Origin of the sequence: Bradymonas sediminis, assembly GCF_003258315.1 — a bacterium.
GTDB lineage: Bacteria > Myxococcota_A > Bradymonadia > Bradymonadales > Bradymonadaceae > Bradymonas > Bradymonas sediminis.
On the sequence record NZ_CP030032.1, the window covers coordinates 4,907,543 to 4,931,542 of the forward strand.

The 24,000-nt window shown below is 63.0% G+C and carries 16 protein-coding genes; 7 read left to right on the forward strand and 9 right to left on the reverse strand.

The annotated features are described in order from the left end of the window. Positions 1–28: 28 nt before the first annotated feature. The 5 genes from acs to DN745_RS18605 form a co-directional block, all read right to left on the reverse strand. Positions 29–1,999 (reverse strand): acetate--CoA ligase, encoded by a 1,971-nt coding sequence (gene acs, locus DN745_RS18585; RefSeq protein WP_111337305.1) that lies wholly within the window; start codon positions 1,997–1,999, stop codon positions 29–31. 181 nt (positions 2,000–2,180) lie between these two features. Continuing rightward, entirely contained in the window at positions 2,181–3,026 is an 846-nt protein-coding gene (locus DN745_RS18590; RefSeq protein ID WP_133621956.1) for an alpha/beta fold hydrolase, read from the reverse strand. Between the two features lie 88 nt (positions 3,027–3,114). After that, positions 3,115–4,518 (reverse strand): 3-oxoacyl-ACP reductase, encoded by a 1,404-nt coding sequence (locus DN745_RS18595; protein ID WP_111337310.1) that lies wholly within the window; start codon positions 4,516–4,518, stop codon positions 3,115–3,117. A 96-nt stretch (positions 4,519–4,614) separates the two neighbouring features. Next, positions 4,615–5,532: a MaoC/PaaZ C-terminal domain-containing protein gene (locus tag DN745_RS18600; RefSeq protein ID WP_111337313.1), complete on the reverse strand. Its 918-nt coding sequence runs from the start codon at positions 5,530–5,532 to the stop codon at positions 4,615–4,617. A 156-nt stretch (positions 5,533–5,688) separates the two neighbouring features. Continuing rightward, positions 5,689–6,261: a hypothetical protein gene (locus tag DN745_RS18605; RefSeq protein WP_133621957.1), complete on the reverse strand. Its 573-nt coding sequence runs from the start codon at positions 6,259–6,261 to the stop codon at positions 5,689–5,691. A 367-nt stretch (positions 6,262–6,628) separates the two neighbouring features. Between DN745_RS18605 and DN745_RS18610 the strand changes: the two genes are divergently transcribed. Then, positions 6,629–7,735 (forward strand): hypothetical protein, encoded by a 1,107-nt coding sequence (locus tag DN745_RS18610; protein WP_162687785.1) that lies wholly within the window; start codon positions 6,629–6,631, stop codon positions 7,733–7,735. Positions 7,736–7,786: 51 nt separating this feature from the next. Here the strand turns inward: DN745_RS18610 and DN745_RS18615 are convergent, their stop codons facing one another. Together DN745_RS18615 and DN745_RS18620 are read right to left on the reverse strand one after the other, a co-directional pair. Next, positions 7,787–8,176, reverse strand: coding sequence for a response regulator (locus DN745_RS18615; RefSeq protein ID WP_111337322.1), 390 nt, complete (start codon positions 8,174–8,176; stop codon positions 7,787–7,789). Positions 8,177–8,285: 109 nt separating this feature from the next. Then, complete coding sequence (locus DN745_RS18620; protein WP_111337324.1) at positions 8,286–9,218, reverse strand: SDR family oxidoreductase; 933 nt, start codon at positions 9,216–9,218, stop codon at positions 8,286–8,288. Positions 9,219–9,507: 289 nt separating this feature from the next. On the opposite strand from DN745_RS18620, the gene DN745_RS18625 reads away from it, so the two are divergent. Then, complete coding sequence (locus DN745_RS18625) at positions 9,508–10,869, forward strand: FAD-binding oxidoreductase (RefSeq protein ID WP_111337326.1); 1,362 nt, start codon at positions 9,508–9,510, stop codon at positions 10,867–10,869. Between the two features lie 67 nt (positions 10,870–10,936). Further along, positions 10,937–11,671: an SDR family oxidoreductase gene (locus DN745_RS18630; protein WP_111337328.1), complete on the forward strand. Its 735-nt coding sequence runs from the start codon at positions 10,937–10,939 to the stop codon at positions 11,669–11,671. 172 nt (positions 11,672–11,843) lie between these two features. Here DN745_RS18630 and DN745_RS18635 read toward each other — a convergent pair whose 3' ends face one another. Both DN745_RS18635 and DN745_RS18640 read right to left on the reverse strand, forming a co-directional pair. Further along, positions 11,844–14,741 (reverse strand): golvesin C-terminal-like domain-containing protein, encoded by a 2,898-nt coding sequence (locus tag DN745_RS18635; RefSeq protein WP_111337330.1) that lies wholly within the window; start codon positions 14,739–14,741, stop codon positions 11,844–11,846. Positions 14,742–14,853: 112 nt separating this feature from the next. Next, positions 14,854–17,463, reverse strand: a complete 2,610-nt coding sequence (locus tag DN745_RS18640) for an ATP-dependent helicase (RefSeq protein ID WP_162687786.1) — start codon at positions 17,461–17,463, stop codon at positions 14,854–14,856. A 529-nt stretch (positions 17,464–17,992) separates the two neighbouring features. On the opposite strand from DN745_RS18640, the gene DN745_RS18645 reads away from it, so the two are divergent. From DN745_RS18645 to DN745_RS18660, 4 genes are all read left to right on the forward strand, one after another. Further along, the gene (locus DN745_RS18645) at positions 17,993–18,784 is read left to right on the forward strand and encodes an HmuY family protein (protein WP_162687787.1); all 792 of its coding nucleotides are present in this window, start codon (positions 17,993–17,995) and stop codon (positions 18,782–18,784) included. 98 nt (positions 18,785–18,882) lie between these two features. Further along, the gene (locus DN745_RS18650) at positions 18,883–19,980 is read left to right on the forward strand and encodes a hypothetical protein (protein ID WP_111337337.1); all 1,098 of its coding nucleotides are present in this window, start codon (positions 18,883–18,885) and stop codon (positions 19,978–19,980) included. After that, positions 19,964–22,138, forward strand: a complete 2,175-nt coding sequence (locus DN745_RS18655) for a TonB-dependent receptor plug domain-containing protein (protein WP_111337339.1) — start codon at positions 19,964–19,966, stop codon at positions 22,136–22,138. Before DN745_RS18650 ends, DN745_RS18655 begins: the two co-directional genes overlap by 17 nt. Positions 22,139–22,396: 258 nt before the next feature. Continuing rightward, positions 22,397–23,836, forward strand: coding sequence for a hypothetical protein (locus DN745_RS18660; protein WP_133621958.1), 1,440 nt, complete (start codon positions 22,397–22,399; stop codon positions 23,834–23,836). Positions 23,837–24,000: the final 164 nt, after the last annotated feature.

Here is a 24,000-nt window from a genome sequence, read left to right on the forward strand (position 1 = left end):
TGGACGCGTCAACTGGAGAGCAGCCGACCTATTTCGAGTCGTTCGCTTTCGCGTTCATCTGCTCTTTTAAGCTGTCGAGCACCTTCGAATCCTCGAGGGTGGTGGTGTCGCCCGGGGTGCGACCGGCGGCGATATCGGCCAGCAGTCGGCGCATGATCTTGCCGCTGCGGGTCTTCGGCAGCGCCGGCGTGAAGCGAATCTCAGCCGGGCGCGCGATGGCGCCAATCTCGTGGACCACATGCTGCTTGAGGATATTCTCCAGGTCCTCGCCGGGCTTGTCATTTTCGAGGGTGACGAAGGCGACGATGGCCTGCCCCTTGAGGTCGTCGGGGCGCGCGACCACGGCCGCCTCGGTGACGTCGGGGTGGCTGACCAACGCGCTCTCGACCTCCATCGTGCCCAGGCGGTGGCCGCTGACATTGATGATGTCGTCGATGCGACCCATGATCCAAATATTGCCGTTGGCGTCGCGTCGCGCGCCATCGCCGGCCAGATATTTGTCGCCAAATCGGCCGAAATAGCCGGCCTTAAAGCGCGCGTCATTGCCATAAACGGTGCGCAGCATCGCCGGCCAGGGGCGTCGCACGATCAGCAGTCCGCCTTCGTCATCGCCGACCGAGTTGCCGTCGCGGTCGACCACGTCGGCCTCGATGCCCGGCAGCGCGCGGGTCGCGCTCCCCGGCACGGTGGGCGTAGCGCCGGGGATCGGCGAGATCATATGGCCGCCGGTCTCGGTCTGCCACCAGGTGTCGACGATGGGGCATTGATTGTGGCCGATATGCTCGCGGTACCACATCCACGCTTCCGGGTTGATCGGCTCACCGACCGACCCGAGCAACCGGAGGCTCGACAGGTCATGCTTGGCCGGCCACTCCTCGCCCCACTTCATAAACGCGCGGATCGCGGTGGGCGCGGTGTAGAAGATATTGACGCCGTGGCGCTCGATAATATCCCAGAAGCGGTCGGGCTCGGGGTAATTCGGCGCGCCCTCGAACATCAAGGTGGTCGCGCCCTCTTGGAGCGGGCCGTAGAGGATATAGCTGTGGCCGGTGATCCAGCCGATGTCGGCGGTGCACCAATAGACGTCGTCTTCTTTGAGGTCGAAGACCCAGCGCGAGGTCAACTTCGTCCACAGCGCGTAGCCGGCCGAGGCGTGGATGACGCCCTTGGGGCTGCCGGTGGTGCCGCTGGTATAGAGGATGAAGAGCGGGTGCTCGGCGTCGAAGGATTTCGGGGTGTGCTTGCCGGATTGGGGGGCGATTAACTCGTCCCACCAGATATCGCGCGACTTATCCCAGGTGATCTCATGGGCGGTGCGCCGGACCACGATGACCTTCTCAACGCTCGGGCAGCCGCCGTTGGCCAGGGCTTCGTCGACGGTGTCTTTGAGGGGGACAATCTTGCCGCGTCGCCAACCCCCGTCGGCGGTGATGATGAGTTTGCACTCCGAGCCTTCGACCCGGTCCTTGATGGCCTGGGCGCTATAGCCGCCGAAGATGACATTATGCAGCGCGCCGATGCGCGCGCAGGCGAGCATCGCGATGGCCATCTCGGGGACCATGGGCATGTAGACCGCGACGCGGTCGCCTTGCTTAATCCCCATTAATTCCAGGGCGTTAGCGAAGCGGCAAACTTCGCGGTGCAGCTGCTGGTAGGTCAGCGTGATCTGCTCGCCGTCTTCGCCTTCCCATATAATCGCGGCCTTGTTGCGCCGGCCGGTGTCCAGGTGGCGGTCCAGGCATTGCACGCTGACGTTGAGCTCACCGCCCAAAAACCATTTGGCAAACGGCGGCTTCCAGTCGAGCACCGTGTGGAAATCCTTGTCCCAGACCAACTCCTCGCGCGCCAGATCACCCCAATATTTATCCGGGTCCTCGGCGTATTTTTTGTCCAACTCCGCGAGCTTCTCGGCGTTGAGGTTCGCGTTCTTGGCGAAATCCGCGGGCGGGTTAAATATACGCTTTTCCTGGAGGATGCTGTCGATCTTATCGTCGTTCACCGTTGGACTCCTGCGAAGGGTGGTTGGGCACTACGACGCCAAGAAATAAATACTTGAGCGGTCGCGCGCTTGGATCAGGGTTTAGGCTTCAGACTGTGTTTTATGAAATTTGGGCGGCTTTCGCAACCTCGTCCGGTTGGCGAAGTTGCGAAAGCGCTGGTGCTTTGGGGCTCAGCGGGGGTTATTGGTGCGCCAAGAAGTCGAAGAGAAGATCGCAAAATTCGGCGGGGCAATCCTCGGGCGGTGAGTGCCCGGAGGTGGGGATAATGTCGAGGCGCGTGGCCTGCAGGCGGTCGGCGATGGCGTCGGCCTGGTCGACGGCGACGACATTGTCGCGGGCGCCAAAGATCAGGTGGGTGGGGTGGCTCACCGGGGCGATGGCGTCGCCGCGCTCGGCTTCGCGCAGCAGGTCGGCGCCCAGGCGCAGCGCGTATTCGAGGCGGTCGACGTCCTTAAACGGGTCGATATAGGCGTCGAGTTCGTCGTCCTCCATGCGCCAGCCTTCCCAGCGCAGCGGCTCGACCAGGCGCAAGCCGCAGCGGGTCATCCCAAGGCGGGCGAGCGGGGCGGGGAGGTATTCGAGCACTTTTTTGGCCCCCGGCGGCACATGCGCGCAAAAGCCGGGGCTGACCAGCGTGAGCGAGAGCACATGCTGGGGCGCGCGGCGCGCGACCTCGTAGGCGACGCTGGCCCCCAGCGAATGCGCGACGAGGTGCACCGGATGGTTGGCCGGGCGGCCCAGGGCGAGGTTATTCGCGACCAGAAGGTCGAAGAGCCAATCGGCGACCGCGTCGATCTTCGCCGGCAGGTTGAGGCTTCGAAAGCTGCGATCCGCGCCGTGCCCGGGCAAATCTGGGATCAACAGGTGATAGCGGGTCGCCAGGCGCCCCCAGACGCGCCGAAACGCGGTCGAATTCGCCATATGCCCGTGCATCAACACCAGCGTGGGCGTCGCCGGGTCGCCGGCGGTTCGGCAATAAAAGGGGGCCTGGTATTTTGTGGAGTCAAACTCAACGGATTCTATCAACGGATATTCCTTCGGGGCGCGGCGCTTCGGCAGGTCCCGACTCACAGCAAAGTCTCGGTTTTACGGGCGATTTGCATCGCCCGCTTGATTAGCGGCCGATCAATGTGCCGCCGCAGACGCGCAATACCTGGGCGTTGACGCCCTGGGATTGCGGCATCGCGAGGAACGCGACGGTCTGGGCGATGTCGGTCGGTTGGCCGCCCTGGCGCAGGTTATTGAGCCGGCGGGCGGCCTCGCGAATCGCCACGGGCATCGCGTCGGTCATGCGGGTTTCGATAAAGCCCGGCGCGATGGCGTTGGCGGTGATCTTGCGGCGCGCGAATTCGCGCGACCAATGCTCCACCAGGCCCATGACGCCGGCTTTGGAGGTCGCGTAATTGGTCTGGCCGAGGTTGCCCGCGACGCCGGCGATCGACGACAGGCAGATGATGCGCCCGCCGGTGTTGAGCGTCTTATCGTCGGCCAATCGGCGCGTGATGCGCTCGATGGCGCCCAGGTTGATGTCGAGGGTGGAATCCCAGGCCGCGGGCTTCATGCGCTTGAGCGTCTTATCGCGGGTGATGCCGGCGTTGTGCACGATGATGTCGACGCCGCCGTAATTCTCTTTGAGCTCGCGCGACAGCCGCTCCGGGGTGTCCGCGGCGCTGACGTCGGCCAGGAACACGCCGCCGTTGACTTCGCTGGCCAGGGCTTCGGTCGCCTCCTGGTCGCCGGGCAGGTCGACGCAGACCACGCGCGCGCCTTCGGCCGCCAGGGCCAGGACGGTGGCGCGCCCGAGCCCGCGCGCGGCGCCGGTGACCACCGCGACCTTCCCCGCCAGCGAGCCGACCCAATTCTCTTCCAACATTTCGCCCTTGCCGTAGGGTTTGCTCACGCGCATGGATTGCCCGTCGACATAGGCCGAGCGCTTGGAGAGCAAGAAGCGCAAGGGGCTGCTGACCGCTTCCTCGGCCTCGTCGTCGACATAGAGCAGGTTCGCGGTGATGCCGTCTTTGGCGACCTCTTTGGCGAGGCTGCGCATAAAGCCCTCAAGCGAGGCCTGGGTAGCGTTGGCCGCGGCGTCTTTCTGGGTTTCGGCCGGCCGGCCGATGATCACGACGCGTCCGCCGCGCCGAATTAGCCCAACGCGCGGGTGGAAGAAGTCGTAGAGTTCGCGCAACTCCTCGGGCGTCGTCAGCGAGGTCGCGTCGAACACGAGCGCCGAAAATTCCATGCTCGGGTCGGCCTCCAGCGGCATCGACTCGTCGATCTCGCTGCCCGCAGGGGCGTAGATCTGAGCGCCCGCGCCCCGAAGCGTCGCGCCGATGGCCTGGGCCATTTTGCCCGCGCCATCGCCGGTCCAAAAACCAACGCTCTGGCCGACCAACGGGCGGGTCTGGCGAGGCTTATCGCTGCGCTGAAGCTCCTGCGGCATGGGCACGGGGAGGCCGAGGTTTTTGATGACTTTGCGCGCGGTCGCGTTCTTTGCGAGTTCAACGAGGTAATCGCTCATGGGTCGTGTCCTTGAAATCGAGATGCAAAAAATAAATAGGTATCGAAGCTATAAGAATTTCTAAATTATCGTTTAATCCGAAGCCATTCATTTGGCCTAGGCGCCCTGCTCGCGCGCGGCACGCTCAAATGTCCCGACCAAATAGGCACGGGCGCCGGGGGCTCGGCCGAGATAGACGCTATCGCTGTCGATATAAAGACCGACTTCGGCTGGCAGCGTCAGCGGTCGGGTGAAGCGAAGGTCGAGCACGGCGAGGCGCTCGTTGGTTTTGGCTAACTCTCGGGAGAGCGCTTCGAAAGCCCGGCCCTGGGCCTCGAATCCGTGGAGGATGACATTGTCGAAGCCAAACGCCCGCGCGTGCGGGGCGAGCCAATGGATGGGGTTAAAGTCTCCGGTGAGGCGGGCGAAGTTCAGGCCGGAGTCTTTCGGCAGGTACCAGCGCTCAAGCTCGCGTGCCTGGTCGGGGATCGATTGTTTCTGGGTTGGGCGTGTGTCGCCGGAGGATTTTGCCCCGGCGACGATCCAATAAAAATGCCCGACGAGCGCCTCGGGCGCTGTGGCGGTGCCGGTGACAACTTTGGTGTGCATCACGGCGCGCCGCCCGTTGTCGTCGATGTCCAGAAGTTGGGCGCTCACGTCCAGCGGCTTATTCGCCGGCAGCGCGGCGTTGATCTCCAGGCGGCACCCGCCGTTGACGATGCGCATCAGCGGGTAGGGGATCTCGGCCAGCGTCTCCATCGCCAGCGGGAGCGCCCATTGGGGCAAGAGGTGGGGCGGCAAAATACGGCGATAATCCGCCCCGTCCGCGCCCATATGCGCGATATAGCTGGCCACGACCTCGCTGGGCAGCGCCTTGACGGTGTGTCGCAGCACCGGTCCGGGCAGCAGCGGCGGGTTCTGGCCGGCGCGAAAGTCGGAGCCCGGCAGGCGCTGCTTGAGCGCGCGGGCTGCGGTCTTAAGCAAGCCCGCGATCACCGGGGCCTGGTGCCATATATATCGATTCGGAACCGCCATCGCGTCGCCTATGATGAAGATATTCTGAGCAGCAACTTGCCTATTTTACGCGCGTAATATGGCGAGAAGCTACCCAAGGGCAGGATTGGGCGCAAGCCTCTACGAAAAAAGCCCCGAGGCCACAGGCCACGGGGCTTTCGAGCGTTTCAAATGCGCTTAGTTTCCGGGGGCTTGGGATTCGCGGACCAGCTTGACCGGCAGGTCGAGGTCCACATTTTGCACTGCAGTGACTGTGCCGCTGAAGGTATCCTCGTCGACCTGGGTCGCGTTGAGCGTCAACATCTCGACATCCTGGGTGGTCGGGTTCCATTGGATCTTGAGCGTGCTTCCCTCGTAGCTCGACTCGGCCAGGACCCCCACGCCGCCTTCGAGCAGCCCGTCATAGAGGCCGGCGCCGGTGAGGAATCCGCCCTTTACGTCGGTGTTTCCCTCGAGGTGGGTCAGGTCGAAATAGGCGATGACCGCGTCGTCGGAGGTGTCGGTGAGCTTCCACGCGCCGTTCATAAAGCCCGGGGTGATCGTGGCGTCGGGCTCCTCGGTGATATCGGGCCCGGCATCCTTGTCCGGGTTGGTCGAGGTCGTGTCTTCGTCTTTTTGGGTGTCGGCGACGTCTGCTTTGTCGCCGCCGGAGTCCACCTTCGAGTTGTCGCCATCACAGGCGGATACCGCCAAACCGAAGGCCAGAAATCCACAGAGCATGAGCAGCCGGTATTTTGATATTTTATGCATAATATTGCCTTTACGATTGCCGATGCTGCGCGTGGTAGCGAGCATCTATCGGAGATATTTTGAGCCTCATATCTGGCGTAAGTCCGACGCGAGGCCCGAGGATCCAACCCTGACATCCCATAAGTTATGGGCATTGGAGCGCCGGCGCAACCCGCGAGGCATGCGCGGCCCGGCGGGTTTTGGAACAAACACCGGAAGTTAGGGGTTTTATGCGCACCCGAAACCGGGTAGTTCAGCGGTGATTGTACGCCAGAAGCGTTGGGCATATGGTGGTTGATTGAATAACCATAGCTACAACGCGTCTACCATTGTGTCGCAGAAGTCGACTAAAATGCTTATAAATTCGCGCCTCTACGGGTCCATGATAATGAAAAAACCAATCCAGAAGTTTGCAACTTTCGCGGCCTCGCTGCTGCTCTTCGCCGCGCTGGCGGGCGTGTCCTCGGCGCATGCTCAGACAAGGGGCTGGGCGCATGGGGGCAAAAAATCCGCGCCCAGCACGTCGGATTTGGTCCCGAAGATGAGCAGCAATATGGCCTATACCGAGCGCTACGGGTTCGCCGTGGACCTCGATGGCGGTGGGCATATTGGCGTGGATTGGACCATCTCAAACCTGGGGTGGGGCAACGGCAAAGGCGGCGCGGATGTGCGCGTGAACCTGCCAAAGCATAAGAATTATCGGTTTAAGAAAGAGCTCGGCGAGGGCGAGTGGCAATATTCGACGAAGCAATTTGCGATGAATATCGCCGATACGAGCGTGCACGCGCGGGGCAAAAATAGCTTCCTGGTGACCCATAAGGGCGAGGATATCAGTTTTAGCCTTACCTTCACCAACACCACGCCGATGTGGCAGCCGGGCAACGGCGAGATTCGGGTCAAGGACGGGTATTATAAATTTAATATCCTGGCCCCGCGCGCCAACGTGAAGGGGCATGTGACCATTGGCGGCAAAAAGATCAACGTGAAGGGCACTCAGAGCGGCTACGCCGACCACGTCGCCACCGACATCGCGCCCTTCGACTTCGCGCACCGATTCTCGCGCCTGCGCACCACGAAGGACGACGTCTCCGTGATGTGGCGCGAGATCAAATTGCACCCGAATTACGGCGGCCAGACCTTCACCTGGGTGATGGTCGGCTATAAAGACAAGATTGTCTTCTCGGACGCCGACGCCCAGATTCGCTTCGCGAAGATGCGCAAAGACCCCAAGAGCGGCTATGAATTCCCGATGGCCATTCAGATCGACGCCAAGTCCGGAAAAGACTCCATTAAGTTGGTGATGGACGGGTCCAAATTCAAGCGCACCGACCTGCTCGCCAGCTACGGCACGGCGGCCAAAGTGGTCGCCTCGGCGGTGAGTAATCCGTACCGATACGACGTCAGCTGCGACTATACTTTGGAGATGGTGATCGGGGGCGCGAAGGCCCAGGTCTCGGGGAAATCGCATTATGTCATGGATTATATCAACAAATGATGCGGGGGCGCGCGAGGCGGGAATCCGCCTCGGAGTCTGTCGCCGCCGCTGTTAAATCGTGTCGAGGATCTCCTGAATCTGCGCCATCCTCGCCGGCTTGAGCAGGTAGGTGTCAAAGCCGGCGGCGGCCACCTTCTTCTGCACCACGCTCTCACCATAGCCGGTCAGCGCCACCAGCCTCAGCGGCCAGTCGGGGTGGGTGTTGAGGATCTCACGGGCGGCCTGATAGCCGCTCATCCCCGGCAATCCCAGGTCCATAAAGATCAGCCTGGGTTTGAACGTCGCCGCGATCTCCACGCCGGCCTCTCCGCTGTGGGCCACCCGAACCTCACACCCGTGCAATTCGAGCAACGAACCCAGGGCGTCGGCGATGTCGCTATTGTCATCGACGACGAGAACGCGCGGTGGCTGCTCGCTCGAGTGGTTAGTCGTATCTGGCATGTTTAATACCCTGCAAAGATCGTACGAGTGGGGTCGCGCGTATGGGACGCTGCTGTCCTCCTTTGAGAATATAATCACGATATCATCGCTTCGCGCGAAACCCGTGACTTCAAGTCTGGTCGGCGTCTTCGGGGCTTTGCAGGTGGGCGCTCAAAAACGCGGGCGTCGTGGCGCGGTGAAAGCCATTAAAGGCCAGTGAATTTGAGTGGGCGGGGATAGGGAATTGGTTTGGGTAGAGCGGCGCGCCGCCGTCGACGCTCAGGGTCTGACCGGTCATAAACGCGGCCGCCGGCGAGAGCAGAAAACACACCGCGGCGCTGACCTCGGACTCGGTGCCCAGGCGTTTGAGCGGCACCGATTTGTGCAGGTGGGTGATGGTGGTCTTCATCGGCTCGTCATAGGTCTCCATCCCCGCCGACGCGATCCAGCCGGGCGCGACCGCGTTGACGCGGATGCCGAAGCGGGCCCACTCGACCGCCGCGGTCATCGTCAGGTTTTGCATGCCGGCGCGCGCCGCCCCCGAATGCGCCATGCCCGGCATGCCGCGCCACATATCGGCGATGATATTGACGATCGCCGGGCCCGGGCGCCCCTGTGCGCGGTGCTCCCGGCGCGAAAAGGTCTGCATCGACTGCTCGAAGACCTCGCGGGCCATCAAAAAGCCGCCGGTCAGGTTGGTCGCGACCACGGCCTCCCAGCCCTTTTTTGACAGATGCGCCAGCGGCGAGGGGTATTGCCCGCCCGCATTATTGACCAGCATGTCGACGCGGCCGTGGGCGGCGACGATCTCGGCGACCATCGCCTTGACCCCGGCTTCATCGCGGATATCGCAGGCCCACCAGCTCGCCGAGCCGCCGTCCTCCGCGATCTCGGCGGCCACGCGCTCGAGCTTCTCGACGGTGCGCCCGACCAGCACGACATGCGCGCCCAGGCGCGCCATCTCATGGGCGATGCACCGGCCGATCCCGCTGCCGCCGCCGGTTACCAGGCCGACCTGGCCGGCGAAGAGGGCGTCTCGGAATATACTTTCATAGCAGGACATTGCTTGCTCCGGGGGTGTGCGAGGGTGTCTAGAAGGTACTCATATTACAGGCGCGCGGGCGCTCTGCATACCAGAAAGTAGGCATTTCTTCTCGCGGCGGCGCGTCCCCGGGCGCGCGGCGCACTCTGTCGCCGGGTTGTGGCCTGCTTTTGAAGACGCGCGCCGGAAAATCTCAGGCTTTGCTGTACCTATGCGCGCATTCCCGATAGATTCCCCGCCGGCGCGAGGGTGCATTTTTGCGCGTCGATTATTCGTTCATTCAATAGTGCGTCGAGCATAGGAAGATGTGATGGGTTCAACTGCCTGGGCAAAAAAGACACTTCAGGGTTGGGGACGGTTTCCGCGGGTGGAGACCGAATGCGCGCGGCCGGAGCGGCGCACCGAGTTATTGCGCGCGTTTCAGGAGCGCGGCGCAGCGCCGGTGCTGGCCTATGGGTTGGGGCGAAGCTACGGCGACGCGCCGCTTCTTCGCGAAGGGCGCCAAATCCTGACCAGTCGACTCAACCGGATGTTGGCGTTTGACCCCGAGACGGGCTGGCTGCGCTGCGAGGCGGGGGTGTCGCTGGTCGATATCATCGACGTCTTTTTGCCGCGCGGGTTCTTCCCGCCGGTGGTCCCCGGGACCCAATTTGTGACGGTGGGCGGGGCGCTATGCAATAATATTCATGGCAAAAACCACCACCTCGAAGGGTGCTGGGGGGACCATGTGCGCCGGGTGGAGGTGCTGCTGGGCAGCGGGGAGATCGTGTTCTGCGACGCGCAGACCAATCCCGAGCTCTTCTGGGCGACCACCGGCGGGCTCGGGCTCACCGGGATCATCCTGAGCATGGAAGTTCAGCTGTACCCTGTGGCCAACGCCTCCATCGAGATGGAGACGGTGCGGGTCAATAACCTGGACGAGTTCTTTGAGGTCAGCAAGGAGAGCGCCGACTATAGCCACACGGTGTCCTGGATCGATTGCGTGCAGTCCGGGCCGACGATGGGGCGCGGGATCTTTATGCGCGGCGGGCACGCGCGCCAGGGCGTCGACGCGGGCTCCTCGGTGATGGATGAGCTGGCGGGCTTTGCGCAAAAGCATGTGGACGGGCGGCTCTTTGAGTCGAATTTGCTGCTCAATAAGGCGACGATTCGCGCGTTTAATGAGGCCTATTTCCACAAGACCCCGGCGGGCGTGCAGAAGGTCGTCAGCGATTATATGCCGTTCTTTTTCCCGCTGGATGCGGTGCAAAATTGGAATTATGCCTACGGGAGTCGCGGGTTTTTGCAGTATCAGATGGTGGTGCCGGAGCGGGAGGCGTGCCGCGAGATTCTCGAGATCGTGTCGAAGTCGGGGATGGCCTCCTTCCTGGCGATCATCAAGGAATTTGGCGAGCAAACCCACGGGGGCTTGAGCTTTCCGGAGCCGGGGGTGACGCTCGCGCTGGACTTCCCGAATTTTGGCGCGCCCCTGCTCGAGATGCTCGACCGCCTCGACGAGATCGTGGTCGACGTGGGCGGGCGAATTTATCTGGGCAAAGACGCGCGATTGAGCAGGGAGAACTTCCGCAAGATGTATCCCGAGTGGGAGAAGTGGAAGGCGGTTCGCGACGAGTGGGACCCCGAGCAGGTCTTCCAATCGGAGCTGGGCCGACGCCTTGGCCTGGTGGGCTAGGTCGGTCGTTTGAGCGTAAATTAGTCTTTTTGGCGAATCGATTCTTTTGTGAGCTGGAGCATAGATAATGGTTATTTTGATACTTGGAGCCACCTCGGCGATCGCGCGTTCGGTCGCCGAGCAATACGCTGGCGCGGGGCACCCAATTGTGCTGGGAGCGCGCGACATCGAGGCCGCCGAGGCGGTGGCCGCCGACATTCAGATTCGCTTTGAGGTGGACACCTGGGCGAAGCAATTTGACGCCCTGGATACGGAGAGTCACGCCGATTTCGTGGCCGATATCGAGGCCGAGGCCGGCGCCATCGACGTGGTGCTTTTGGCCTTCGGCGATATGGGCGACCAGGAGGAGTCGGAGCGCGACTTCGCCCAGGCAAAGCGCGTGATCGACATCAATTATACCGGCGCGGCCTCGCTGGCCGAGGCGGTCGCCAGCCGGATGAGTGAGCGCGGCGAGGGCTCGATCATCGGGATCTCGTCGGTGGCCGGGGATCGCGGGCGAAAGTCGAATTATTTTTATGGCAGCGCCAAGGGGGCCTTTAGCCTGTATTTGCAGGGGCTACGCAACCGCCTGAGCGAGCACGGGGTGCACGTGATGACGGCTAAGCTTGGGTTCGTCGACACGCGTATGACCTTCGGCATGGAGACCCCGATTCCGATCGCGTCGCCCGACGCGGTGGGCAAGGCGATTATGCGCGCGCAGCAGGCCGGGGTGGAGGTTCTCTACTATCCGCATTTCTGGCGAGGCGTGATGGGGATCATTAAGGCGATCCCCGAAAAGGTATTTAAACGCCTGTCAATCTAGTCTTGTTGCACAAATCCAGTGTCAAGAAAATTAAAAGTTCGTATTAAAGACAAAAACGCCCCGCGAAATCTTTTTTGATGATTTCGGGGGGCGTTTGCCGTTTTTGGCTATCGCAGCCGTGCAAAATGGGGTTAAGTTCTAATCATCTTGCGAATGATGCAATCTACCTTTCCTAATTATCCCGGTGGGATTTCAGGGGGCGACGGCGCACAAGGCCAATGAGTCCGGCGATGACGCCGAGAATCAAGCCTTCGGCCGGCAGCCCTGTGCCGGTTGAGGCGCAGCCGCACCCGCTGTTGACCGTCGCACTTCGGGGTTTTTGAAGATCGGTGTCACCCGCGCTTCCGCCGTCGGGGAGCATACCTGCGTCCGCGTTGGAATCCGAGGTGTCGGGCGTGGTGCCCCCATCGGCGCTCTCTCCTGCGTCCGGGGTGCCGCTGTCGCCGCCGTTACCCGCATCCTCAGGATCTTCGGGCTCGCCCGGATCGCTGGCCGGACATTGGCCGGCGCTATTTCCAGAGTCTTTCAGAAGTCGGTCGACCAGCGCGCTGATCACCTCTTGACGTTTGTCCGCGTTGGCGATGGTCTCCAGCGGGAACCCCACCAGGATCGAGTTTCCATTGGCGGACTCAACGCCCGCCTCGCCCGCAGCGTACGAGAGCAGCACCGTGCCGCCAGCTTCGGCCGCCAGGACGTCGGGCCAGCGGATGCAGGCCGCGTCGGCCGAGCAGTCGCCAAACTCCATCGAACCCAGACCCAGCGCGCTCGCGTTCACCGTCGTGGTGTCGGCGTCGTCAGACACGAAGCTTGCGCCCAGCGCGTCCTTGAAAAACGCCTTATCGGCCGCGTTGCCCTTCTCGACCAGGTCCCAGCCAATCTCGGCGCCCGAAACCAGCACGCGTCCCCCGCGCGCCAGCACCTCGCTGAGGACCTGCTGGTCCGCCAACGAGAAAGTGTCGTTGCGGGTGCTGGTCTCGCCGAGCGCCCAGACCACCACGTCATAGTCGGCCCCGGTAATCGCGTCACCCGCGGCATCTTTGGTGGTCATATCAAAGCCCGCGCCCGCGCGCGCCTCGCGGATCGACGGCCCATAAATGCGCGCGTAAGTGCGCGGGTTATTCGGCGAATAGACGTCTTTTAACTCGCGCTCAACCCCGTCGACATAGAGCACGCGCGCGCCGCTCTCAAACGCCTGGGCGCCGCCGACCACCGGGCTGTCCAGGCTCTCGCCGGCCGCGTTCACCGCCGTGACCCGAACATAGAGCGGCTCGCAGCCGTCCAGCGGCAGGCTCACGCTGGTCCCCGAGGCCTCGAGCGGCGTCGGGTCAAAGAGCAGCCCGTCTTTGGAGGTGTAGACCCGGTAGCTCGCCGCGTCGGAGTTCGTGTAGATGGTGTCCGCTTTGGGCTTCCAATTCACCTCGAGCGTGTCGCCGTTGACGCGCGCGCGGACCGACTTCGGGGCCAGCGGCGGAAGTTGGGCGTTGCCGCCTTTGAAATGATAGATGATCCCCGCCATCATGCCGCGGGCGACGTCATGGCGAAACTCCATTTCGCGCACATATCGCCCGTCGGAGTCCGAGTCATGAAAGACCAACTCGACCAGCGCCGCGGGGATGGTCAGCGGGTTGGAGCGCCCGGCATCCCGGTCATTCTTCCACCCCTGGCGAAACGGGCGTAGCTCGCCAAAATTCGAGCTGATCCGGCCGCGGTCAATCCAATCGGACTTCCAGCGCGTCTTGATCTGGCGCACGATTTCGGCGTGAATTGAGTCGCCCCATTCGACGGTGCCCGGCGGCAAATTATTATTTGCCCAGCCCGACGGCCAGTTTGAGATGCGCGTCCAAGAGCCACTATACCAAGAGAAGGTCGAGGTCCCGCTGCCGCCGCCGGCGTTGGTGTGCAGCGCGAGGTAGGCGTCGACGCCCTGGTAGACGGCGTAAAGCGGTCGCCCCGACACGTCGCCAACTTTCATCCAATCCGGCACGCCCAACCACTCAAGATAGGGTGTCGATGCTTCCTCCCAGCGTGGCCGCCCCGAGGGCTGACCGTTGCCGCCCTTCACAAATCCTTCACCCGCGCCCACGCGCAGCGCGTCGGCGATCACCACCTTGTCGGTGCTTGAGCCACTATTCTTCAACTTTACCGAGTAGGAGACGCCCTTCTTGAAGGGGAAGGTGCCGATATAATGCCACAGGTCATTGGCCGCGCGCGTGGCGTTGCTGCCCGGCGGGTTATTCGGGTAGTCGGCCGTCGGCCAGCTCTCGACCCGGAGGTCGGCCTGGCTCAGCGTGCGGCTGGTCTGGCCGCCGACGTGCGAGACCGTATAGGTCGCGGCGTCGGTGCGGTTGGAGCTCGAAAGAAAATACGCGTAGACCGGGTATTCGCCATCTTCGCTGACCTCGAAGGTCCAGGTCGCGCTCGCCGCGTTGCTGGCGTCGCCGCCGTCGAGCGTCGCGAAGCGGTACGTGCCGCCGAAGCCGTCGCCCCCGCCGCTCTGCCAGCTGCCGGTCTCGGCGTATCCAGAGCCCGCGTCGTTGTCGATCACCTTGGCGATTTGCCCGTAATTACGCTCGCGCACCGTCACCGTCTCGGCGCCGGCGCGCTCGAGCATATCGAGCAAAAAGTCGATCATGATCTGGTTGGTCTGGATATCTTCGCGCAGCCCGCCCCAGCTATACTCGTTGATGCCGCGCTGGAACGCCCAGCGGTTCACATTCGAGCTCCACTGGATGCCGTGCCCGGCGCTCATCCCAAGGCGCAGCCCCGACAGCGCGCCCTCGCCGGGCGTCGCGGTATAATAGCGGCGCTGGGCGAGCTTTCGCGCGCGGTGAATATCGGTTGCGTGCCGGATGATATCCGCCGGGAGTTCCTCGCCGACATGATCAAACGCACCGATCGAATCGCCCAATAAAACCCGCGCCTGCTCCGGCTGCGCCGGGTCGAAGTCGGGGTCAGCCTGCGCGCTCAGTGGGCTTAGCAGCGCCCCAAATACCAGCAGGGAGGTGGCCAGGCGAGGACGAGCCTGTGACCGGCGTCGTCGATAGTTTAGTGCATTCACCAGCGTCTTCATTGGGTCTCTCCAGGGCGCGCAAATACGAAAAAACAATGGTTAACGGCTCAATGGCGCAAAATATAGCAGATGGCCGTGGAAAACCATAAAGCCTGTGGTTTGGGCGGGGGGCTTAGCCCAGAATTTTGACGAATTTTCGGATGATCGTGCGCGCGCCGTGGCCGGGAAAATTGATGGTCAGCACGGCCTTGGGGCCGTCGCCCGACACGCCGGTGATCTTGCCGATGCCAAAGCGCGAGTGGGACACGGTCTTGCCGGTGAGCCCCTCGGGGTCGGTCGCGCTGGGGCCGCTGGCGGCGAAGTCGCTCTCCTGCTGCCAATCCGCGCTGAGGTCGTCTTCCCAAGGGCTGAGCTGGGAGAAGGACGGGTCGAAGTCGCCCTCGGGCGGCGCGGCGTCCAGGGTCTGCTGCACCGCGCGCCCAACCTCTCCCTTGATCATCGGCGGCGACTGGTCGAACTCCCACAGGTCCTGGTCGACGCCGTCGCCAAAATAATTCGCGTCGCTGGCCTGCTGGAACTCGTCATAGCCGCGGTCGCGCACGCGCCGGCGGTTCGGGGCGCTCGCCCGGTGGCCATATTCGATGCTCTGGCTGGTGCTTTTCGGGTCGATCTCGATGCGCTCGGGGTCGATATCGCGCAAGAATCGACTCGGCTCGGTCTGTCGGATCTGCCCGTAGATGCGCCGCGATTGGGCGTTGGTGATATAGAGCTTGTGGCGCGCGCGCGTGATGGCGACATAGGCCAGGCGGCGCTCCTCGTGGAGCTCTTCGATATCGGACATATCGCGCAGGCTCGGGAAGAGCTCGTCCTCCATGCCGACCAAAAAGACCGTGTCAAACTCCAGGCCCTTGGCCCCGTGCACCGTCATCAGCGTGGTCGTGCGGCCTTCTTCCATGCCGTCGGTGGCGTGGACCAGCGCCGAGCGCTCCAGGAACGCGCGCAGGATCTGCGAGACCACCGTGGGCTCGGATTCCCCATCAAAATCAGGGGCTTCGTCGTCTTCGCCCTGGCCGGGGAGGTCTTCGTTCAGAAGTTGGTCCGGGTCGAAGTCCTCCTCGAATTCCTCCAGCGCGTGCAGCAACTCGACCACGTTATTTCGCCGGTCTTCGGCGCGCTCCGGGTCGTCGCGGTCCAGATAATCCATATAATGGATGCGCTCGACCAGGAAATTCGCCACCTGAGACAGGCTATTTCCGTCGGCGGCGTCCGCGCCGATCTGGTCGCGCAGGGCGACCACGACCTCGCAGGCGTCGATCATGCCTTTTTTGCTGCGCCCGCCGAGTTTTTGCAGCGCCTCAAGCGCCTCTTCGTCGTCGGGGCCAAAGGGCTCCGGGACGATCGGGGTGTCGCCCAGCGCGCCCGCCTCGAGCATGCCCGCGGCGTAGCGCAGCGCGCGGTAGAAGGTGCCGACGCCCCGAATCTCGGCGACCCGCTCCAATTTGCCCAGGCTCACCTTGCCGATGCCGCGCGACGGGGTGTTGATGATGCGCAAAAAATCGACCGGGTTATCCGGGTTGAGCGCGACCTTGAGGTACCCGAGGATATCCTTGATCTCGGAGCGCTCATAGAAGCTCATGCCGCCGATCACCTGGTAGGGCACGCCGCCGTTCTGCAGTTGCTCCTCGATCTGGCGGCTCTGGGCGTTGGTGCGATAGAAGACCGCAAAGTCCCCCCAATCCGCCCCCAGCCGCGTCAGGTCGTGGATCTGGCGGGCCACATAGCTCGCCTCTTCGCGGTCGTCGCGGGCGGTGAAGCAGGTCACCAGATCGCCGCCCTCGCGCGCCGTCCACAGCGTCTTGTCGCGGCGCGTCGGGTTGTGCTGAATCACGTCATTGGCGGCCTTGAGGATGACCTCGGTGGAGCGGTAATTCTGCTCGAGCTTGATGATCTTCGCGTCGGGGAAGTCCTCCTCAAAGCCCATGATATTGGCCACCGTGGCGCCGCGCCACCGGTAGATCGCCTGGTCGTCGTCGCCGACCACGCACAGGTTATCGTGGGTGCGCGTCAGGAATTTGAGCAAGGCGTATTGGGCCGGGTTGGTGTCCTGGAACTCGTCGACCATCTGGTAGCGCCAGTGGCGGCTATAGCTGTCGGCGATGCGCGGGTGGGTCCTGAAGATCGTGATGACGCCCAGGATCAGGTCGCCGAAGTCGGCGCAATTCGCCTGGACCAGCGCCTTTTGATAGGCCTCGTAGAAGGTCGCGTCCTCTTCGTCATAGGAGTTAAACGCGTTCTCGTGGGCCAGGGCCGGGGTCCACCCCTGGTTCTTAAATTGCCCGATCGCCCCGCGCAGCCGCTTCGCCTCGCCATTATCCTTGGGCATCCCCACCTGCTCCATGACCGCCTTGATCAGCTTTAGTTGGTCGTCAGAGTCGTAGATCGTGAAGCTCGGCGTCAGCCCCAGCAGCTCGGCGTTTCGGCGCAACAGGCGCGCGCAAAAGGAGTGGAAGGTCGCGATGGTCACCCCGGCCGCGTCGGTCTCGCGCCCGTTCTCGCTGAGGATGGCGTCGACGCGCTCGCGCATCTCACCGGCCGCCTTATTGGTGAAGGTCAGCGCCAGGATCTGCTCGGGATATACCCCGTAATCCATGATGAGCTTGGCGATGCGGTACGTGATAACCCGCGTCTTCCCGCTGCCGGCGCCGGCGAGGATGAGCAGCGGCCCGTCGCGGTGCTCGGCGGCGAGTTTTTGGGGCGGATTCAGGTGGTCAAGTAGGGTCATAATAGATCGGTCAGGCAATGGCAGTGCGAGTAGAAATACTACACGTTTGTTGCGCATAGCCTATTTCACCCGCGCCAACAAATACAAGGGCGGCGCGGCCCGCGTCGTGTCAATATCTTCAATACGTGGGTTCTCTTATCGATGAACATACTTTATAGGGGGCACCTGGGCGGGTTGGGCGCATCGCGAACGGTCAAGACGCGCTCGCCAGCGCCCTGCTTTGGGCGGTGCGCTCGGAGCCAAAACGCGGGAACAAATCGCGCGCGCCGTTGCTTAGGTTGTTCGCAAGCCCTGGCGCCTGTCGCGCGGCGGGGTTTGCGGGTCAGGCAGTCGAGCTGGCTAATTGCAAATGAAAATCATTATCAACTAGGTTGACACGCAGATTCGTTTTAGGTAGCACCACGGCGTTGGCAGGGCAGCACGCGTCGCCCGGCAACTTTCCAGCCCCGAATCAACTTTTTATCACTGAAATACAGTTAGGATATTTCAAACTAAGCCAAGGTATATCATGCAGTTAGGACGTCTTTTGTTGAGAACGCTTCTTGTTTTTTCCCTGGTCGGTTTCGTCGCCTGCTCCGACGACGACGCGAACGAAAATAACCAGACGGATACGGGCGTCGAGACGCCGGACGCCGGCGACCATAATGACGCGTTGGGCGGCGATGACACGGTCGAAGACGACACGGTCGAAGACGACACGGTCACGGCGGGTAATTGTGAGCCGGGAAGCGACGACCGCGCGGCGGTTGCGCGCGAGCAAGTCGCCAAAAACGAGGGCGTCAACGCCGGCGAGGTGACCTTCGCCTCTGACGCAGACCTTCAGTCGGCCAGCATCGACGCGGCCTCCGGCGGCCCCGCCCAGGCGGCGACCACTTCTTATGTCTACGTCGACCTGGACACCGCCGAGAAGTTGGAGCTCTCCGACGTCGACGCCTTTGAGGACACCGCCTGGGATATCGCCTTTAACCGCGCGATGATCCGCGTCAACAGCGGCGACTCCGGCCCGAGCAGGTGGATGGTGGCGCGCGTCGACGCCGGCTTCGACGAAGCCGCGCCCCCCTCGCCGCAGGACACGAGCTGGAAGACCGACACCTTCATCGCCGATGATTGCGAAGTCCTGACCGAGGGCATGGGCACCCTGACCACCGCGTTCGGCGTCTGGTTCGACTACGATATGTCCACCCACACGACCGCGGTTCCCGAGAATACCACCTGGGTGCTCTATAATATGGAGTCCCACGCCATCTATAAATTCGGCGTCAACACCTATGACAGCGGCGCCTATGAGGTTCAGTGGGCTCCGATTGAAATGGGTCGCTGAGTCGCTTAGAGGACGCTTATAAAAACGCGCCGGGGTCTTTGACCTCGGCGCGAAAACATATCTCCCACCCCCCTTCCGACATGCTAATTGTCCCTAAAATGCTGCGCGTTTGCGCGGTATTGCTGGTCGCCGGAGCCGTGGCGGCCTGTGATATCGAGACCACCCTCTCCGACGAAGACAAATTCACCGGTGAGGCGGGCGATGACGCGGGCAGCATCGCCGAGAAGTTCATCGCCGAGCCCTACGGCATCGGCGCCTCCTGGTTCACCTATAGCGGCACGACCCACTCGCTGCTGCCCCGGGCGCGCGTTTATCGGCTGGAGCAAGGGGAGAAGACCACGCTCTTTAAGCTGGACTCCTATTATAACGAGCGCGGCGACAGCGGGCATTTTAGCCTGACCCGCCAGGTCATCGGCGAGGCGGACGCAAGGCGCTTCGAGATGACCTCGAATGTGAAAGAAGACCCGGTGTGCGTAAACCTTGGGGACGCGGTCGAGACCGACTGCGCCGCCGCCCAGCACGACCTGGTCTTTCGCGTCGAGTATCGCCAGGTCGCCCCGGCGGGCTTCGCGGTCGTCAACCCCGTGATCTACGTGGCCAGCCACTTCTCGGACGGCGACGACGTTGAGATCCTGCGCGGCGAGTTCGACTCCCTGCAAGCCGGCGTCGACGCCGTGGATGTTGCCAGCGCATGGACGCGCTATAAGGACGCGAAGACCCACCGCGATGACGCCATCCTCGGTTCGATCGTGGACGGGCTAGAGGTCGGCGACGCTTCGCCCGCGTTCCTGCAAGCCTCGTCGGCGATGCAGATGATCGGCTGGACGATGGAGAAGACCGGGGAGCGCGCGTTTAATTTTGCGGCCAATTGCGTCAAGCTGCGCATGCGCCCGGGCGACCAGACGCTGCCGCTGTCGTCGGACGCCAAGAGCGCCGCGCTCGAATTCGAGCCGAACCGTGTCACCCTTTTGAGCCTGTGCGCCGAGGATGGCCCGGCGGTCGTCGAGGTTTCTGCGCAGGCGTATCGCGGGTTGTGGCCCGCATCCGACACCTACGATCTCGCGGTCGACACCTTTGGTGGGACCCCCGTGATTCGCGTGGCCCCCGGCCACTTCGCCTGGTCCACCGGCGCCGACTCGATCGAGGCGTCTCAAGAGATTGCACCGGAATTCTGGGATAATGACGATATCTACTAATACGCCATCGAACGCACGCGGGTTCGCCCGCAAGGCGGGACTCTGCGCACTTTTATGTGTGCCGAGTTTCGCCTTGCTGAGCGTGTTATGCCCGGCGATTGGTGATGCGCAGGTGATCATCGTCGATCCCGACGCCGAGTTTGAGGACGAAGAGCCCGAGGAGGAGCAAGACAGCGGCGAAGACGACGATGAGGTCGTTGAGATTGATGGGGTTGATGCGGACGACGAACCCTTTACGCTCAAAGAGGTCCAGGTCGAGGCGCCCGCCGAGGGCGAGGCGCCCCGGGACGCCCTGGAGGTCCGGGCAGGGCGCGAGACGATCGATAAATCCGACCTCGAGAATCACGAGGTGCGCCGCCTCTCCGAAGCCCTGCGCTGGTTGGCTTCGGCCTCGTCGGTGGACACCGACACCGGCGCGGCGGCGATGATCATCGACGGCTTGCCCGCAGCCCAACTTCAGGTGGTCCAGGACGGCATGCCGGTCACCCGCCCGGTGGGCGGCCCGGACGGCCCATCGATCGACCTCGATTCGATTCAGGTTTCGACCACCACCGTCGACTCCATCACCGTGCAGCGCGGGCTGGGCGCGCCGGGCAGCGGGCCGGCCAGCGGCGTGGTCGTCGAGATCACGCCCGCGCAGCAACCGCTCGGGTGGGCCGCCGCCGCCAAAGCCAGCGCGACGCTGCTGCCCGCGCAACACTTTTACCCCGACGAGAACGCCGCCGACGCGCCGTTCCCCTCGCAAAATAGCCTCGCCGCCGAGGTTGGCTACGGCGCAAAGAAGGCGACTATTCGCGTGAACGGGGCGTTCCAGCAGCGGGTTGGTGTTGACGTCGACGCCAACGGCGCGGTGGACTCGGCCGACCAGACTCAACTTCAATTCGGCGCGCACTCGGTCTGGCGGCCCACCGGCTCCAAGCGCAACTCCCTGGCGCTCTCGCTCAATTACGAGCGCATCAACACCGAGGGCGTCTGGGGGCCCTTTAGCGTCATGCGCGATCTGGTCGACACCGACCGCGGCGCCGGGCGGCTCAAGGGCAAATGGCAGCTCGCCCCGGGCACGACGCTGTCGCACGTGACCCAGGCCGATATCTACCAGCATCGCTTCAGCAAACGCGTGCTCTCCAGCGGCTATGAGCGCCTCAAGGCCGACACCGGCCAATTGCGCCTCACCCAGGATGTCCTCGTCGAGCGCCTCTTCGGCCGCCATCTTCTGGGCGTCGAGGCCTACGGCGCCTTCGAGCGCGTCAACCGCGACGGCGAGACCGGTGAGTTGCCCGCCGCCGACCGCTTTGACGGCGGCATCGGGCTCTCCGATGGGTGGATGGCCTCCTCCGATCTGGAGGTTTCGGGGCGCCTGTGGGCCGGGCTGCACAGCGAATTCGACCCCAGCCTGATGGCCGACCTCGCCGCCCAGTGGCGCGTCGCCTCGCCGCTTGTCCTGCGCGCCTCCGCCTCGCGCACCCGCCGCCTGCCGACCGCCGAGGAGCTCTACCTCTTCTTCGACCACTCCGAGGTTGGCTACCAGATCATGGGCAACCCCGACCTTAAACCCGAAGACCTCTGGTCGGGGCGCGCCGGGCTAGTCTTCGACTTCTCAAAGGTCAGCGACCAAAATATTCAGCTTAGCCTGGGCGGCTTTTATCATAAGCTCAGCGACCTGATCACGAATGTGCTCGACGAGGACGCGCCGGGCAGGGTCGCCCAATATCGCTACGCGAATATCGACCGCGCGCAGACCGCCGGGCTCAACGCCGGCGTGGAGTCGCGCGATCTTGTGTGGGGCATCGGGGCACGCGCCAACTATAGCTGGCTGCCGCTGGCCGAAGATATGGAGACCGGCGAGCGCCTGTCGCTGCGCACCCGCCATCAGGTGATGGTCGAGGTCAATCGCGATTGGCTCGACACGAAGATCGAAACCTCGGCCTACCTGCGCACCCGCAGCGCGCTAACGACCCCGCCGCTAAAACCCGCCGCCCCGACGGTTACGATGCTCGGCGCGCGCATCAGCTTCAAGCCGCTGGCGCAGCTTCGCATCGGCCTCAACGCCGACAACCTGCTCAACCAGACCAACGCCACCTGGGGGCCTAAGAGCGGCTTCAGCGTGTTGGCCCATATCGCCTACCAATTTTCGCCGCCAGATGACGCGGCCGAATAGGCGCGTCGCCGAAGTCGGCCGGCTTTCGCGCGCTCATGCGCCGCCCGGAGTGCTCGTGTTCCCTCGAACCGGTGCGCTCCGGGCTTTTTTCTAGCCGCTCTCCTTGTCTATAAATCTGGTGTTTGCTAAAACTATTGTGGACGAATCCTTCCCCAACTCCATACCAATTATGCGGTTTTTATCTTGAAATCGAAGCTCAAACCTTGTGTTGCGGCGGGACTCATTGCGCTCGCCGCCGTCGTGGTTTTGGCGCTTTATGTGGGTGATTCTTGGATCGCCCCGAAGCTTCCTGCGATCATCGGCGCCGCGCTTATTCTGCCGGTCAGCGTCCTGGGCGCGCTCTTCATTTACCCCGAGGCGAATCAGGGGAAGGGGCGCATCGGGGTGCAACTGTTGACCATCCTATCGGCGGCGATCTTCGGCCTGGGCATCCCGATCCTGTGGGCCCAGCCGCAGGTGCGAAGTTACGCGGTGGAGCAGGCGCCAGAGATGGTGGTCAACCTCACCTCGGCGCTCGACGATCCGGTGCTCGAGGTCAGCAAAAAGGCGTGCCACCGAATTTTGTTGGACCTGTCGCGCACCGAGGCGCTGGTTGACTCGCTGCGCACCCGCCATCCGCTGGCCGTGGCCTGCCTTAACACGGCAGCCGAGGGTGCCAATCGCAACGCCGTCGCCACCAAATTGCGGATTCAATGGTACCGACCGCTCGTGACCGAGAAGCAGGACGAGGAGGCCGACCTGTGCGTGAACGCGAAGATGCTCGCGGAGCTTCCCGTCGACGTTTCGCTGAAGCAGGGCGACCTTTTCGACTGCGCGCTGCGCGCCCCGGAGGGCGACACGCGCCAATGTTGCGCGATGACCCTGACCGCGCTTACCCCGAGTTGTGAGGACCTCGCCGGGCAGATCGACACCAAAAAATTGGTCGATAATAACACCGTCTCGGCCCTCGGCGCGCTGAGCTACGGCGAGAGCACCGCGGAGAGTGAGTTCCGCGAGGTCGCGAGTTTTGTGGATCTGCAATGCCCCGAGATGCAGGCATTTGCCCTGAAGTTGGCGTGCCTCACCTACGCCAAAACCGACGGGGAAACCGACACGAATCGCTTCTTGAATTGGAAATTCGACCAGCACCAGGGCTGCCTGAGCCCCGAGGATAAAAAAGAGGCGGCCGAGGTCCACCAGATCTGCACGACGCTCTTAGAGGCGACCGAGGAGAAGACGACGGTCTCCGATAAGATGATCTGCGACAGCCACCGGGTGGCCATCGAGCAGGACCGCAGGACGCGCGAGAATATCAAGGGGCTGAGTTCGGCTCAGGGCGCGGCGCTGGCGACTCAGATCGCCGCCGGCAACCGCAGCGAAGCCCATCGGCGCGGCGACGTCAATCAATGGTTGGAGACCTTCCAGCAGAAGACCGGCGCGCCCGATCTTGACGCCTACTCCGAGGCGGACAAGCGCGCGCTCATGAAGAAATTCATGCTCAGCGGCCCCAACCCGGACCAGATGCGCGCCAATCCCGTCGAGGAATACGACAATATTCAGCAAGAATTTAACGCAAAGTTGGCTGCGAACCCGAAACTCAAGGCGAAACTGGAAAAAGAGATCGAGGCGGCAGAAGGCGCCCCGAGCGAAGAGGAGATGAAAGAGATCACCGAAGCCGGCAGGAAGAAGATTGAGGCCGTTCAGCAGCATTTGAAATAAGCGCGCGCCGCCGGCACGCTCCGCTGCGGCGCGGGCACTCCCGCGTTTGGATGGGGCGCATCGCGGGCCTCGAATTACGATCGCTTTGAGTCGCTCTGCATAAATTGGTTTGCTGCACTCGCAACGCGAGATATATTCATATATGGTGTTATTTATGTTGGTGG